This is a genomic window from uncultured Rothia sp. (assembly GCF_963507905.1).
In the GTDB taxonomy this organism is placed as follows: Bacteria; Actinomycetota; Actinomycetes; order Actinomycetales; family Micrococcaceae; genus Rothia.
Genome location: NZ_CAUOUU010000002.1, coordinates 45,899 through 60,416, shown reverse-complemented (window position 1 = coordinate 60,416; position 14,518 = coordinate 45,899). Strand labels below are relative to the sequence as shown.

The 14,518-nt window shown below is 58.1% G+C and carries 10 protein-coding genes and 1 tRNA gene; 9 read left to right on the top strand and 2 right to left on the bottom strand.

Annotated features, from left to right (window positions below):
* Nucleotides 1–288 precede the first annotated feature (288 nt).
* The 7 genes from RQ593_RS01765 to epsC all read left to right on the top strand — a co-directional run bounded on the left by RQ593_RS01765 (nt 289) and on the right by epsC (nt 7,829).
* A complete protein-coding gene (locus tag RQ593_RS01765; protein WP_311449650.1) occupies nt 289–1,116 on the top strand; it encodes a DUF6318 family protein in 828 nt (275 codons plus the stop codon).
* Nucleotides 1,117–1,384: 268 nt separating this feature from the next.
* Nucleotides 1,385–2,530 carry a DUF6318 family protein gene (locus RQ593_RS01760; protein WP_311449649.1) on the top strand — a complete coding sequence of 382 codons (1,146 nt, stop codon included), beginning with the start codon at nt 1,385–1,387 and terminating at the stop codon, nt 2,528–2,530.
* 280 nt (nt 2,531–2,810) lie between these two features.
* Complete coding sequence (locus tag RQ593_RS01755; protein WP_311449648.1) at nt 2,811–3,653, top strand: DUF6318 family protein; 843 nt, start codon at nt 2,811–2,813, stop codon at nt 3,651–3,653.
* A 103-nt stretch (nt 3,654–3,756) separates the two neighbouring features.
* Nucleotides 3,757–4,737 carry a DUF6318 family protein gene (locus RQ593_RS01750; protein WP_311449647.1) on the top strand — a complete coding sequence of 327 codons (981 nt, stop codon included), beginning with the start codon at nt 3,757–3,759 and terminating at the stop codon, nt 4,735–4,737.
* A 117-nt stretch (nt 4,738–4,854) separates the two neighbouring features.
* Nucleotides 4,855–5,625 (top strand): DUF6318 family protein, encoded by a 771-nt coding sequence (locus RQ593_RS01745; protein WP_294642054.1) that lies wholly within the window; start codon nt 4,855–4,857, stop codon nt 5,623–5,625.
* 402 nt (nt 5,626–6,027) lie between these two features.
* Nucleotides 6,028–6,963, top strand: a complete 936-nt coding sequence (gene cysK / locus RQ593_RS01740) for a cysteine synthase A (protein WP_303934051.1) — start codon at nt 6,028–6,030, stop codon at nt 6,961–6,963.
* A 281-nt stretch (nt 6,964–7,244) separates the two neighbouring features.
* Complete coding sequence (epsC, locus tag RQ593_RS01735) at nt 7,245–7,829, top strand: serine O-acetyltransferase EpsC (RefSeq protein WP_005507433.1); 585 nt, start codon at nt 7,245–7,247, stop codon at nt 7,827–7,829.
* A gap of 196 nt (nt 7,830–8,025) precedes the next feature.
* Here epsC and gndA read toward each other — a convergent pair whose 3' ends face one another.
* Nucleotides 8,026–9,498 carry an NADP-dependent phosphogluconate dehydrogenase gene (gndA, locus tag RQ593_RS01730; protein ID WP_049354576.1) on the bottom strand — a complete coding sequence of 491 codons (1,473 nt, stop codon included), beginning with the start codon at nt 9,496–9,498 and terminating at the stop codon, nt 8,026–8,028.
* Nucleotides 9,499–9,684: 186 nt separating this feature from the next.
* Nucleotides 9,685–9,757, bottom strand: a tRNA-Val gene (locus RQ593_RS01725).
* Nucleotides 9,758–10,236: 479 nt separating this feature from the next.
* Here RQ593_RS01725 and aceE point away from each other — a divergent pair.
* Nucleotides 10,237–12,969 carry a pyruvate dehydrogenase (acetyl-transferring), homodimeric type gene (gene aceE / locus RQ593_RS01720; RefSeq protein ID WP_311449646.1) on the top strand — a complete coding sequence of 911 codons (2,733 nt, stop codon included), beginning with the start codon at nt 10,237–10,239 and terminating at the stop codon, nt 12,967–12,969.
* 615 nt (nt 12,970–13,584) lie between these two features.
* The gene (locus RQ593_RS01715) at nt 13,585–14,454 is read left to right on the top strand and encodes a hypothetical protein (RefSeq protein ID WP_311449645.1); all 870 of its coding nucleotides are present in this window, start codon (nt 13,585–13,587) and stop codon (nt 14,452–14,454) included.
* Nucleotides 14,455–14,518 lie beyond the last annotated feature (64 nt).

Below are 14,518 nucleotides of genomic sequence, written 5' to 3'. Positions count from 1 at the left end.
CGCAGATATGGTCGTTTCGAACCTGAAAGTACGCTTAGAATCATTGAGCACGACAACCAGGCAGGTCATAACCCACACCGATTCCCTCAGGAGGCTTCTGGCCTGCCCTTTCTATCGCATCCGTACTCACCGCGGTATGCCACACCCTTCGGGAACGCTCACAGAGCCCTCGCTCAACTGCATTCGAGCTACCCGTTACTGCCTGCCCGTCTTTACTCTTGCGAAAGGTTGCGTATGTTCGGTTCGCTGTCACGTCGCCATCTTCTTGCTCTTTCTTCCGGAGCAGCATTGAGTGCACTCGCAAGCGCCTGCAGCCCCAGCGCAGTTTCTCGCTCTCAACCACTCACTGAACCCTCTCCTACTGATACCGCACCGGCGCCTCAGAGCACCCAGACTAAATCTGCGACCACCACGCGCAGCATCACCTACGCTGAGCCCCTGCCTGCATCCGCCCTGGACGGTCGCGGCCCGGCGATTCTGCCCGATGAGTTCTTTGAGCGCGTCGGCAATTTCTCGAACGGCACTCTCAGTCACCGCGCCGTCAATGTCCCCCGCCCCATCATGCCCCCGGAGGCTAAGGAACGTACCGTTGAGGGCCTGCACGCCTTCCTGCAGTACTGGGGTGCGGCACAGAACTACATGCTCCTCACCGGCGACACCGCCCCCTTCATGAGCCTGCCCGGCCAGGAGCACTTTAGCCACATGGCGCAGATGTACCGCGACATCTACCGCTACAACATTGGCTGGCTGGTCTCTAAGAGCAACCACCCCATGTGCATTAACCTGAGCTCCCCGCAGCCGGTACCCGCCACTGAGCAGGACGTCTACTGCTGGAAAGCAACCCTGAAGGTGGACGAGAACGCATTCCTGTTCAACCATGAGACCCGTCAGCGTGAGCAGCTCACCGGTATCTACGGCAGTAATCAGAAGGCGGATGCATACGTCTACTTTGGCGAAAACGGCTGGCAGATGCTGGAGGATCCGAAGTCTTCCCCGAGCGCTACCGCAACCCCGGCGGCTACCGCTGAACCGTCCGCGAACGCCCCGAGCGCGCACCCGACCCCGAATGAGAGCCCCTCTTCTAAGGCGGCTCGTTACATTCGAGGCTCAGCCTAAAGCTTCTTTGCATCCGTGCCTCAAAGATCCCGTCATATTGGGTGATATGAGGCACGGATGAGGGCTTTTATTTGTGTGCCACGCGTGAAATCTATAGGCTAGGGCTAGATGAGGTCCGCCCATTTTCGCCTCAATACGCCTCTACCCGCCCCGCGGGTGACTGCTTCACGCCCTCTAATGGGGGCGTGATGTTAGGCTGAGGATTAGGGTGTGAGCTCTTCACCTATCACCGATACTTCCGCATCACAGCACATTCAAGGGGATCACTATGATTCACAGCCGCCGCCACTTTATTGCGCTCACGGGCACTGCCGCCCTGGGTGCGATGCTTGCCGCTTGCGGTTCCAAAAAGACTGCGGAGGCGACCGCCTCCCCTACTCCTTCCGCTTCGATTGCAGGTGCCTACGATAACCTGTCGGGCGAGCTGAAGTGGACCAAGTACGTTGCCGGCACGGGTGCTGCACCGATGAGCAGCACCGACCCGGAGACCGGTCAGGTCTACACGATTGAGCCGACCGCCGGCCCCGCGAGCGTTGATTCTAAGGCGAGCGCCGTGCCCATCCCGGTTGAGGATGAGACCATGTACGAGAAGAACGCCCGTAGCCTGCGCGCCACCTTCGCGTATTTTGCGGCGGCGGTGAACTACGCCCGTATGACCGGTGATCCCGGTCCGGCCCTGCAGGTGGTTCATCAGGATAATTCTGTTCAGCGTGCTTCTTTGGAGAAGCTGCGCGCTTTCTATGCGCCCGGCACGAACTGGCTGGTTGATGGTGAGTGGACCTTCCGCCTGACCGATAAGCAGCCGACGACCCGCGGCACCAAGTATTCGTGGGCGTGCACCGTGACTCAGGCGCACGGTCTGCAGGTTGAGAAGGCGACCAACACGACCAAGCCCCTGGAAGACACCGAGGCGCAGGAGATTAAGGCTCTCTACGCTGAGTACGATGAGGAGGCGAAGCGCTGGCTGGTGATTGCGCCTCAGCAGTATGATCCCGCGTTGACTCCGAAGCCGACTCAGACTCCGCGCGCGCATCCTTCCTCGACGTACACCCCGACGGTGACTGATGACAGCACCGTGGCGGCTAATGCTGGCGCAAACGCCGGCGCGAACACTTCGGGTAACGGTGCCGCGCAGGGTACCGCTAACAACGGTGCCGCCCAGAACGGTGGCGCACAGAATGGTGCCGGCCAGGGCGGTTCCCGTCAGTACACTGGCTCCCAGAATGGTGCCGGTCAGGGTTCTGCAGGTCAGGGTGGCGCGGCTCAGGCGCCTCAGCCTGCCGCTACCCAGGCGCCTGCGGCTACCGCTCCCGCGCAGCCCGTGGCGACTCAGCCTGCAGCTGCGACGGCTCAGCCGACCGTAGCTCCCGGTGCCGCTGGTGGAGATGTTGCTCCCGCCGGGGGCGCCCAGTAGCCCCTCCCCTATAGACGATGAACGCGTCCTCTCCTTCGCTATACCCGCTATGCCCCATTCGGCGTGATGCTCCCGCTAGCTCCAGTAAGTTCACCACCTGCGGTAAGTTCGCTGATGGGCGGCATATCACGCTCGTTTGGGCGCTGGTACGCACGGGTGTGAAGGCGGGGGCGCGTTATACTTAGGACTGTCTCTAGAGGGATGTCCGCGTGTGATATCCGCTCGTCGAGGCGTTCTCTCACTCGTCTCTCACCTGAGATTCTCACTCGAAAGGTATTCCGTGGCGCTTTTCCCCATGACCTCCGGGCTTCCCAGTTCCACTACCGGCATCAGCCGCCGTTCTGCCCTACGTTACGCGGGTGCGGGCGTTGCGGGCGTGTCTTTGAGCGCCCTGCTGGTTGCGTGCGGCGGTGGTTCTTCTAGCAATGAGACTGTTGATGCGGATACCCCTCAGATGTCCCCGTCGGCGTCTGCGCGCACCGATTTTAGCGGCGAGGTTACCTTCGACAACTATGAGAAGAAGGGTAATTTCGTTCCGGCGACCGAGTCTGCTCCGGCGCAGAACGTGCCGTTCCCCAAGCGCCCGGCGAGCGCCTCGGAGAACTCGGTGCAGGGTCTGTACGATTCGATTGCGTTCGTGTATGCGGCGATTAATTACCTGGTGCTGACCGGTGACGCGGCTCCGCTGCGTGAGTCGAAGGCTGATGAGAAGTTCGTGGCGTCGTTCTCGTCGTTTATGGATGAGTCGAATGAGAGCTCGCAGAATCGTGATTGGTTTGTGTCGCCGAAGGTGACCATGTCGGCGTTTACTGCGGTTCCCGCGCTGGTGAAGAAGAGCGTGCAGTGGACTTTTGACCTGGTGATTGATTTGGGTCCGACCGTGGTGATTGACGGTGCTCCTGCGGAGATGTCCGAGAAGGTGCGCCGTACTGAGCGCGGCCTGGTGATTACCGGTGTGCGCCACGATAATGACTGGACCCTGACCATTCAGGATGAGTACGAGGCTCAGGCTTCGGCTCAGCCTAAGAATGGTGGCGCTAATGGTGGTGCCGCTAACGGCGGTAATGCTGGCAATTCCGGTAACTCCGGTAATGGCGGCAACTCTAATGGTGACAACCTTTAAGCCCTCAGAAGGATGAGGCATCATGCCCTAACTCGCACTCGGGTTAGGGCATGATTTGTTTTACTCTGGTAGTAACGAGCTTTCCCGGATTCAAGGTTTTTGTATGTCTTCTTTTTCTCAGTCTTTCTCTCGCCGCTCCCTGCTGCGTCTGGGTGTGGGCGCCTCCGCTGTTGCGGGTTCTGCGGCGCTGTTGAGTGCCTGCGGCTCGGGTAGCTCTAGCCAGCAGTCGGGTTCTCAGGGCAGTAGCTTGAACGGTTCGAAGTCGAGCGCTAACCCGAATGGGTACAGCGATGATGGTCAGAACTATTCGGGTCTGGTGGAGTACACCCATTATGATGGTGCGCTGAATTATGAGCAGGGTACGGTGGAGCATCCGCCGCGTAATGCTCCGAAGCCTAAGGTGACTGATGCTCTGTCGGTCAATACGGTGACGGGTTTTCATGAGGCGATTGCTTATTTTGCGGCGGCTATGGATTACCTGGTGAAGACCGGTAGCACGGATGCGTTCTCGACCGGCATTCAGCTGTCGTCGAAGACTCGCTCTGAGGTGGATGCCCTGTCGGCGTCTATTCTTGCGGGTGTGGAGAAGGGTTCCTGGTATGTGAACCCGTCGGCGTCTTATGCCCTGGCGAGTGCTCAGCCGTCGATTATGAGCGATGGCAACCTGCTGTTCAAGGGTCAGTACACTCTGGACTTTGGTACGGAAGCGGTGGCTGAGGGTAAGATCCAGCCGGTGGCCGCCTCGGCGAGCGCTTCTGCCTCCGCGTCTGGGGAGCCTACTGAGTCGTCGGAGGATGCGCTGGTGTCTGATGCGGCGTCCCCGAGCGCCTCTGCTTCTGCGACTGCGGCGGGTCCGGCTTCTCGAGTGACGATTCAGGAGTGCGATTTCCGCGGCCGCTACCACGCTGATTCGAAGATGTGGGAGCTGAGCGTGGCGTACGGTGCCACCATTCAGGGAGGCGCTGCCCAGGGAGGCGCATCCACCGCGAGCGCGGCGGCGTCCGGCGCGGCTTCCCCGGCTACTTCCGCATCCTCTTCTGCCGCCGCTTCTGCTGAGGCGTCTGTCACCTCCGCGGCGTCATAGTTCGTCATAACGCTTTTATCTGCGAGGCGCTTCTCACGCTTCGCCCGCTCAACTCTGTATCCTGTTGGGTTTGCGGCTAAACTGGTTGCAATCACCGACTGACTGAAAGGTATCACTATGTCCGAGAACCTGACCCGCCGCGCGGCGCTGGGTGTGCTGGGCGTCAGCTCTATGGCTTTGCTGGCGGCTTGTGGCTCTAAGGCTACTTCTGAGGCGTCCGCTTCCGCTTCTGGCTCTGAGAGCGCTTCTGCTGCGGCTTCTGAGTCCGCTACCGCGTCCCCGTCGGCTTCGGCGTCTGCTTCCCCTTCCGCTTCTGCGTCGGCTTCGGCTTCGGCGTCGAGCTCTCCGCTGCCCAACGACAATAAGGATTACAGCGGCGTGGCAAAGCTGGAGAAGATGGAGGATCACGGCGAGTACCAGCCGGGTAATGCTGAGCACCCGCCGCAGAACGTGCCGTCCCCGATTGTTCCGGAGGCTATGCACCAGAATTCGGTGGCTGGCTTCGCGGCGGCTCTGGCGTACTTTGGTGCGGCGTTTGAGTACCTGCTGCGTACCGGTGATATGCACTACATGAACGAGGTCAGCACCGATCAGGAGACCCTGGCGGCGATGAAGAAGTACGCGGATTCCACCAAGGCAGGTATTGAAGAGAAGAAGACCTGGTACGTGAACCCGACCGCTACCCTGACTATCGGTACTAAGCAGCCGGTTCTGGCGCAGGGTGCGTACAACTGGACCGTGACTCTGAACGTGGATCTGGGCGAGAAGCTGTTCAAGGACGGCAAGGAGCAGACCGTGGCGGCTGATAAGCGTCACGTGAAGATGTTCGGTGAGGCTGTTGGTCGCTACTTGAACAACAAGTGGGACCTGCACATGGACATCAACTAGTCCTCTGCGGCTGGTTTTCTCCCGCGCTTTTGCGTCTTTTCCATCTCAGGATGCGGTTTTTCACTGTTTTTTCCATTGATGGCAATAAAATTTGTGGCTCCAGCTTGCGGTGAACAGAGTTCATCACTACTCTTATATACAGAGGTTGTCTTTTGGGCTACATAATGTTTCTAGAGAGCGCCGCACATTCATCATCCTTTATCGAGAAAGGGTTTGTGCGGCGCTTTTCTGTACCCTCTTTTTGAACCTCGTTCCCTGAGGTTTTTCTCTGGCATTATTACGAACTGTGACCGCAGGTTTAAACCTGTCGCCGGCGAGTAGTAGAGTTGCCACGTAACCGATTATTCATTGCGGAGACCCCGTCGCGGCTGGCCTCCCCCAGGCTCATGTAAGGAGCATCCCATGGCAAAGATTCTCAACAGCATTGTTGAAGCAACCGGCCAGACCCCCCTGATTAAGCTGAACCGACTGGACGAGGGTCTTCCCGGTAACGTCGCGGTCAAGCTTGAGTTCTACAACCCCGCTGGTTCGGTCAAGGACCGTATCGGTCGCGCCATCATTGACGCTGCTGAGAAGTCGGGTGCACTGAAGCCCGGCGGCACCATCGTTGAGGGTACTTCCGGTAACACCGGTATTGCGCTGGCTATGGTGGGTGCTGCTCGCGGTTACCGCGTCATCCTGACCATGCCGGAGACCATGTCTGCTGAGCGTCGCGTGCTGCTGCGCGCTTACGGTGCTCAGATCGTGCTGACCCCCGGCACCGAGGGTATGCGCGGCGCTGTGGAGAAGGCTAAGGAAATCGTTGCGACCACCGAGAACGCTATTCTGGCGTCTCAGTTCTCCAACGAGGCGAACCCCACCATTCACTACAACACCACCGGCCCCGAGATTTGGGAAGCAACCGACGGTAAGGTCGACATTTTCGTGGCGGGTATTGGCACCGGCGGCACCATCTCCGGTACCGGTAAGTACCTGAAGGAGCAGAACCCGAACGTGAAGGTTGTTGCGGTTGAGCCGAAGGACTCCCCGTTGCTCTCCGAGGGTCGCGTTGGCCCCCACAAGATTCAGGGCCTGGGCGCTAACTTCGTTCCCGACACCCTGGACCGCGGTATCTACGATTCCGTGACTCCGGTCAGCGCTGAGGACGCTATGCGCACCTCCCGCCTGCTGGCTACCCAGGAAGGTATTCTGGGCGGTATTTCTTCCGGTGCGGCTGTGTGGGCTGCTCTGGAGGAGGCTAAGAAGTCTGAGAACAAGGACAAGCTGATTGTGGCTATCGTTCCCGACTTCGGTGAGCGCTACATCTCTACCGCTCTGTACGAGGACATCCGCGGCTAATTGAGCTTTTAGCTAACGCCCCGTCTGCCGGTTGCATACACGGCAGGCGGGGCGTTTTGCGTGCCCCAATCTAGGTCTGCGGGTGAAGGCTCTTGGCGGGGTTGTGCAGAGTTATGCAGGGCGTAAATATTACGTTCTGCACGGAATTGTGACTGAGATTTCGGAGGGGGCGTCCACTATGACAGCTGAGGGTGCGGGAATAGGTGAATGGGCCTCATTGTTGGTACCTTTGGAAAGGTCGCACACATACAGAGCACGACCGATGAGGGAAAGGGAACCCAATGAGTTTTATTGCGCGTCTGCGTGAAGATATTGAGAACGTCCGCCAGCACGACCCTGCTGCGCGTGGCGCTGTCGAGATTGCGCTGAACTATTCGGGCATGCACGCCATTTGGGTTCACCGTCTGACCCATAAGCTCTGGCAGAAGGATGAGACGAAGGCTCTGGCTCGTACCCTTTCGCAGTTTGCACGTTTTCTGACCGGCGTGGAGATTCACCCGGGTGCGACCATTGGCCGCCGTTTCTTCATTGATCACGGCATGGGCATTGTGATTGGTGAGACCGCTGAGGTCGGTGACGACGTGATGCTGTACCACGGCGTGACCCTGGGTGGTCGCTCCCTGGAGAAGGTGAAGCGCCACCCCACCATTGGTGACCGCGTGACCATTGGCGCCGGCGCGAAGGTGCTGGGTCCGGTGGTTATTGGTGCCGATAGCGCGATTGGCGCGAACGCCGTGGTCGTCAACGATCACCCCGCCGATTCGATTATTACCGGCATTCCCGCGAAGCACCGCCCGCGCACTCCGGAGAAGAAGAAGCCGCTGGTGGACGCTGTGGAGTACATTGACCCCGCCATGTGGATTTAGTACTTGCTGGCATTTTGAGCCCGTAGAGGCGCGCCTGGAGGCTCCTAGCTAATATCCACAGCTCCTCTCCCCTGTTGCACCCCTGAGATATATCGTGAGATACCTCGGGGACTGCCTTATCAAGACATAACGAAAGCCCGCCCCGACCGGATTCTCATCCAGCCGAAGGCGGGCTTTTGCGTTCAGCTACGTGAGCTTAGTGAACGTGAATGTCCGCTGCGTTCACCTCGGAGCGGTCGCCGCTCCACATGGTGTGGAAGGCGCCCTCTTCGTCGATACGACCGTAGGTGTGCGCACCGAAGAAGTCACGCTGACCCTGAATCAGGGATGCGGGCAGGCGGTCGCGGCGCAGACCGTCGTAGTAGGACAGTGCGGAAGCGAACACCGGCACGGGGATGCCCAGTGCGGTTGCCTTAGCCACCACGCGACGCCAGGAAGGAACGAGCTCCTCCATGAGGTTCTTGAAGGCGGGTGCCAGCAGCATGTTCGCGGGAGCCTCATCAGCGTAGGCAGCCATGATGTCGCCCAGCAGTTCTGCGCGGATGATGCAGCCTGCACGCCACAGCGATGCGATGGTGTCCAGCTTCAGGTCCCAGCCGTATTCCTTGCCTGCGCGGGTGAGCAGGTCCATGCCCTGTGCGTATGCCACGAGCTTGGATGCGAAGAGTGCGCGGCGCACATCCTCAACGAACTCGGGGTCGCCTGCACCAACGCCGGTGGTTGCGATCAGGCCGGCGGGCAGTTCGCGCTGTGCCTGCTCGCGCTGCTCACGCTCGGAGGAGGAGAGGGCGCGTGCGAACACGGACTCTGCGATAGCGGAGACGGGGGAACCGAGGTCCAGGCCAGCCTTAGCGGTCCACAGGCCGGTACCCTTCTGACCCGCTGCGTCGACGATAACGTCCACCAGGGGCTTGCCGGTCTTTGCGTCAACCTGTGCGAGCACCTCAGCGGTGATTTCGATCAGGTAGGAGCTCAGGTCGCCTTCGTTCCAGGTCTTGAAGATTTCTGCCTGCTGTGCCGGCTCAATGCCCGCGATGGAGCGCAGAATGTCGTACGCTTCGCCGATGACCTGCATGTCGGCGTACTCGATGCCGTTGTGGACCATCTTCACGAAGTGGCCCGCACCGTCGGTGGAGATCCATGCGCAGCAGGGTGCGCCGTCCTGCGGTGCCTTCGCTGCGATCTTTTCGAGCAGCGGGCCCAGGTGCTTGTAGGACTCTGCGGAGCCGCCGGGCATCATGGAGGGGCCCCAGAGAGCGCCCTCTTCGCCGCCGGAAACGCCAACGCCTACGAAGTGCAGACCCTTTTCAGCCAGGGCGTGCTCGCGACGGATGGTGTCGGGGAAGTGGGAGTTACCGCCGTCGATGATGATGTCACCCTCGTCGAGCATGGGGGTGAGCTGCTCGATCACTGCGTCGACGGGTGCGCCCGCCTTGACCATAATCAGGATGCGGCGGGGGGACTCGAGGGAGTCAACGAGTTCCTGCAGGGACTCGGTACGGATGAAGTCGCCGTCTGCGCCATGCTCAGCCAGCAGTGCGTCGGTCTTCTCTACGGAACGGTTGTGCAGTGCCACGGTGTAGCCGTTACGTGCCAGGTTGCGGGCGAGGTTTGCGCCCATGACAGCAAGGCCGGTGACACCAATCTGTGCCTTCTTGTTTTCAGTCATGTATATAAGGATACGCGCTTAGGGCAGGCTATATATAGGTGGAGTGCAGTTTTATGCTCGAAGGAATCGCAGTTCCGGCTGGATTATCTTCGCGAGCTTCCCGCAGGGCACCCTCGCGGCTGGTTAATGGGGAGACAAAATCGGGTAAACAAAAACCCCGGTACCTTGCGGTGCCGGGGCAATCGGTGGGTCCTACCGGGATCGAACCGATGACATCCACGGTGTAAACGTGGCGCTCTACCAGCTGAGCTAAAGACCCGTAGTTCTCACTGATTCGTTGTCGTTTCAGTGGCGAACACAAGAGAAAACTATACGGGCTTTTGAGGCGCCACGCAAATCCGAGACACGTGTTCTATGTCTCAATATTTTTTTCTTTTTCGCAACTCACCCCACAGCAAGCCACATCAAGCCATGTTGACCCCCGGCCTTATAGGTAGGTCATACCCCATCATTCCGCGCCATTCCGCCACCCCCACCATTCCGCACTATTTAGATACAAAAAGACCCTAACTAGTACTTTTGATGCGCATATTTTTCGCTCAGAGAGCTAAGCCACGAAACCCACATCACAAAAACCTTCGTTTGATGCCAAGAAGCCCACATTTAGGTCTAAGATAGTAGAGATAAGTAGCGAAGTAGACCCCACGGATCTATAGCGCTTAAACGCAGAGATTGTTCGACAATGCAACATCGCGGCGAACAATCTACACAACCGCACAGAAGAGAGGTTGGATTAGTTTGGCTAACGTACCGAACGAGCACTCCCTGAGCACCCTTCTTGATGGCCTGAAGGACATCGACGTAGAAGAGACCCAGGAATGGGCTGAGTCCCTCGAGGACCTTATCAAGACTCACGGCACCGAGCGTGCAGAGTACATCCTTCGCGCGCTGCTCAAGGAGGCTGGCGCAAAGGGCGTAAAGGTCCCCACTCTGGTCAAGACCGACTACATCAACACCATCCCCGCAGACCAGCAGCCCGAGTACCCCGGCGATGAGGAACTCGAGCGCCAGTACCGCGCATGGATCCGTTGGAACGCAGCAATCATGGTTCAGCGTGCCCAGAAGAAGGGCATCGGCGTTGGTGGCCACATTTCCACCTTCGCAGGTGTCGCTGACCTCTACGAAATGGGTCAGAACCACTTCTTCCGCGGCCGTAACCACCCCGGTGGCGGCGACCAGGTCTTCTTCCAGGGTCACTCCTCCCCCGGTGTCTACTCCCGCGCATTCGTTGAGGGCGTCCTGAGCGAAGAGCAGATGGACGGCTTCCGCCAGGAGAAGACCAAGGGCGCAAACGGTATTCCTTCGTACCCGCACCCCCGCTGCATGCCCGAGTTCTGGCAGTTCCCGACCGTTTCCATGGGTCTGGGCCCCCTGAACGCAATCCACCAGGCATCCTTCAACAAGTACCTGCACAACCACAAGATCAAGGACACCTCCGAGCAGCACGTCTGGGCATTCCTGGGCGACGGCGAAATGGACGAGCCCGAGTCGCGTGGTGCACTGCAGCTGGCTGCAAACGAGCACCTGGACAACCTGACCTTCGTCGTCAACTGCAACCTGCAGCGTCTGGACGGCCCCGTTCGCGGTAACGGCAAGATCGTTCAGGAGCTTGAGGCATTCTTCCGCGGCGCAGGCTGGCACGTCATCAAGGTCCTGTGGGGCTCCGACTACGACGAGCTGCTCAAGAAGGACAAGAGCGGCAAGCTCATCCAGCTGATGAACGAGACCCTCGATGGTGACTACCAGACCTTCCGCGGCGAAGACGGCGGCTACATCCGCGAGCACTTCTTCGGCAAGTACCCCGAGACCAAGGAACTGGTTGCAGACCTGACCGACGAGCAGATCTTCAACCTGCGCCTGGGTGGCCACGACGACAAGAAGCTCTACGCAGCCTACAAGGAAGCTATGGAGACCAAGGGCAAGCCCACCGTCATCCTGGCACAGTCCATTAAGGGTGCGGAGCTCGGCCCCTACTTCGAGGCACGTAACTCCACCCACCAGATCAAGAAGTTCACCATGGAAGCACTGAAGGGCTTCCGTGACCACCTGAACATCCCCATCTCCGACGAGGAGCTGGAGAAGGATCTGTACAACCCGCCGTACTACCTGCCCGAGGCAAACCACCCGGCACTGCAGTACATGCACGCACGCCGTAAGGAACTCGGCGGTTACATCCCGGGTCGCGCAAACGCACAGCCCGAGATTACCCTGCCCGAGTCCAAGGTCTACGCACAGACCAAGAAGGGCTCCGGCAAGCAGACCGCTGCTACCACCATGGCGTTCGTCCGCCTGATGAAGGACCTCATGCGTGTGAAGGGCTTCGGTCACCGTATCGTTCCCATCACCCCCGATGAGGCACGTACCTTCGGTATGGACTCCTTCTTCCCGTCCGCTAAGCTGTACAACCCCAACGGCCAGAACTACGTGCCCGTTGACCACCAGCTCATGCTGACCTACACCGAGTCCCCCGAGGGCCAGATTGTTCACGTGGGTATTAACGAGGCAGGCGCAACCGCAGCGTTCACCGCTATCGGTACCTCCTACGACACCCACGGCGAGCCGATGATCCCGATCTACATCTTCTACTCGATGTTCGGTTTCCAGCGCACCGGCGACGGCTTCTGGGCAGCATCCGACCAGCTGTGCCGCGGTTTCGTTATCGGTGCAACCGCAGGTCGTACCACCCTGTCCGGTGAGGGTCTGCAGCACAACGACGGTCACTCCCCGATCCTGGCGTCCACCAACCCGGCGTTCAAGATCTACGACCCGGCATACGGTTACGAGATTGCTCACATTGTGGAGCGCGGTATCGAGCAGATGTACGGCACCAAGGACGAAGACCACAACGTCATGTACTACCTGACCGTGTACAACGAGCCGATTCACCAGCCTGCTGAGCCGGCAAACGTTGACGTTGAGGGCATCATCAAGGGTATCCACAAGATTAGCGAGTCCCCGCTGACCTCCGGCCCCAAGGCACAGCTGCTGGCATCCGGCGTTGCTGTTCCGTGGGCTGAGAAGGCTCAGAAGCTGCTGGCTGAGGACTGGGGCGTCTCCGCAGACGTCTGGTCTGTCACCTCGTGGACTGAGCTGCGCCGCGACGGCGTTGCCGCTGAGGAAGAGGCTCTGCTGAACCCGAACCAGCCCGCTCGTGTTCCTTACGTGACCCAGAAGCTGGCAGGCGCTGCTGGCCCGATCATCGCGACCACCGACTTCGCTTCGGAGGTTCCCGACCAGATCCGCCAGTTCGTTCCGAACGACTTCGCAACCCTGGGTGCTGACGGCTTCGGCTTCGCAGACACCCGCCCGGGTGCACGTCGCTTCTTCCACATCGATGCAGAGTCGGTTGTTGTCCGCACCCTGCAGATGCTGGCAAAGCGCGGCGAGGTTGCAGCAGACGTTCCCGCGAAGGCATTCGCTAAGTACGACCTGCTGAACGTGAACGCTAACTCTGAGCTGGAGCAGCACTAAGCATTTAGCGGTAGAACCTCGGTTCTGCGTTAGACGCTAAACGATGCCCCCGGTTGATGATTTATCAACCGGGGGCATTCGTGTTTTAACTGTGAGGAGGCGCAGGGTACCCGACCTGCTTCCTGTTGATATGCTCGTTGACTACGCATTTCTTATGTAATAAATCAGACGTGACCGGAGTTTTGGTTGCCGTGTGTACCTGGCCGGTGGTAGCCTTTAACTACCCTTAACTATGATATTCACCACAGCATTGGTGTATATTCAGGGTGCCCGGTCAACATTACGGAGGGCACAGCTCACTCATCTACGAGCATTTACCCTCCATAACTCATAGGGGCTCCTGATGAAGCTCTAGAATACTCTCCCAGCAGTGACGACGCTGCAGAAACACCCTTGTGCGTGGTCTGCCATAGCGTCTTAGCCTTTCGCTATGGGTGCACTCCCAAGCTAGCAGGCACTCCCCCGAGATTCTGCTTATCGCTCTGGGATTCACATAGATTCCAGATTCTCTCGACGCCCATATTCACCGAGGCATATGCTTTGCAACAATCAGCAAAATACAGCCCCGCTTTCTTTACTGCCGCATATTCTTTATCCAATTAAGGAGGGAGAATTATGAACCTCAAGAAAATCTTTCAGCCCGCAATGGCTATAACGTTTGCATTCACACTAGCCTGCACATCCTGTTCTGCAGGCCCGCAACTAGAACGTGATGAAACAGCCCAAGCAACTCTAGACTATAAAAACAACCGAATCATTACTCCACTCGAAGAATACAATGACCTTTTAGATGAAAATTCCCAGTATTACAATCAAGCCTTGGAAATTCTCAGGCAGCGCTGTTTCGCAAAGCACGGCCAATCCTACGAAATATATATCCCGGATGTAGAAGATATTAAAATCGATTCATCCGGTCGCGAGTTTGGTCGCTGGAACCCCGAATACGCCGCCAAATATGGAAGCTACAAGCGATTCGGGAATACACCATCATCCGGGGGCTATGACACAAAAATCATGGAACAGTGCATGCCTGAAATCTTAGCCACGTTGAAAGAGATTGCGGGCATCAGCCTCGAAGAGCAAAGTGGCCTCACAGAAGCCTATCGTCGAATCCACGGCCAATCCTATGCGGCAGCCATGAATCATCCTGAATGGAAAAAATACCGTGAAGCATGGTGGAAATGCCTATCGGATAAAGGTCTAACGCCACGAAAAGGCGACTATGAATGGGGCACACAAGAACTATCAAATATAGCCCGCAGTGACGGTGTTAGTAATTCCCCAGCATCAGAAGAAGAAATTCGACTCAGCGTCATTGAAGCACAATGCAGTAAAGATACAGGAATGGCTCAAGGTCTTGCCAATCTTGTAGCTTCATATCAGAAACCGCTCATTCGAGATAACGAAACAAAACTAGAAGAACAGCGACGGCAGCTATCAGAAGTTTATCTCCGATATAAAGAGTGGGTTCTCAAAAACCAATAAATATAAATGTCCCCGATTGATGATTCATCAATCGGGGACATTTAATTTATTAACTACTCTGCAG

Excerpts from the sequence above, each read along its gene's own strand:
- epsC (WP_005507433.1), top strand. The coding sequence starts at position 7,245 with ATGAGTTTTATTGCGCGTCTGCGTGAAGATATTGAGAACGTCCGCCAG.
- RQ593_RS01760 (WP_311449649.1), top strand. The coding sequence starts at position 1,385 with ATGATTCACAGCCGCCGCCACTTTATTGCGCTCACGGGCACTGCCGCC.
- RQ593_RS01750 (WP_311449647.1), top strand. The coding sequence starts at position 3,757 with ATGTCTTCTTTTTCTCAGTCTTTCTCTCGCCGCTCCCTGCTGCGTCTG.
- RQ593_RS01745 (WP_294642054.1), top strand. The coding sequence starts at position 4,855 with ATGTCCGAGAACCTGACCCGCCGCGCGGCGCTGGGTGTGCTGGGCGTC.
- cysK (WP_303934051.1), top strand. The coding sequence starts at position 6,028 with ATGGCAAAGATTCTCAACAGCATTGTTGAAGCAACCGGCCAGACCCCC.
- gndA (WP_049354576.1), bottom strand. The coding sequence starts at position 9,498 with ATGACTGAAAACAAGAAGGCACAGATTGGTGTCACCGGCCTTGCTGTC.
- RQ593_RS01715 (WP_311449645.1), top strand. The coding sequence starts at position 13,585 with ATGAACCTCAAGAAAATCTTTCAGCCCGCAATGGCTATAACGTTTGCA.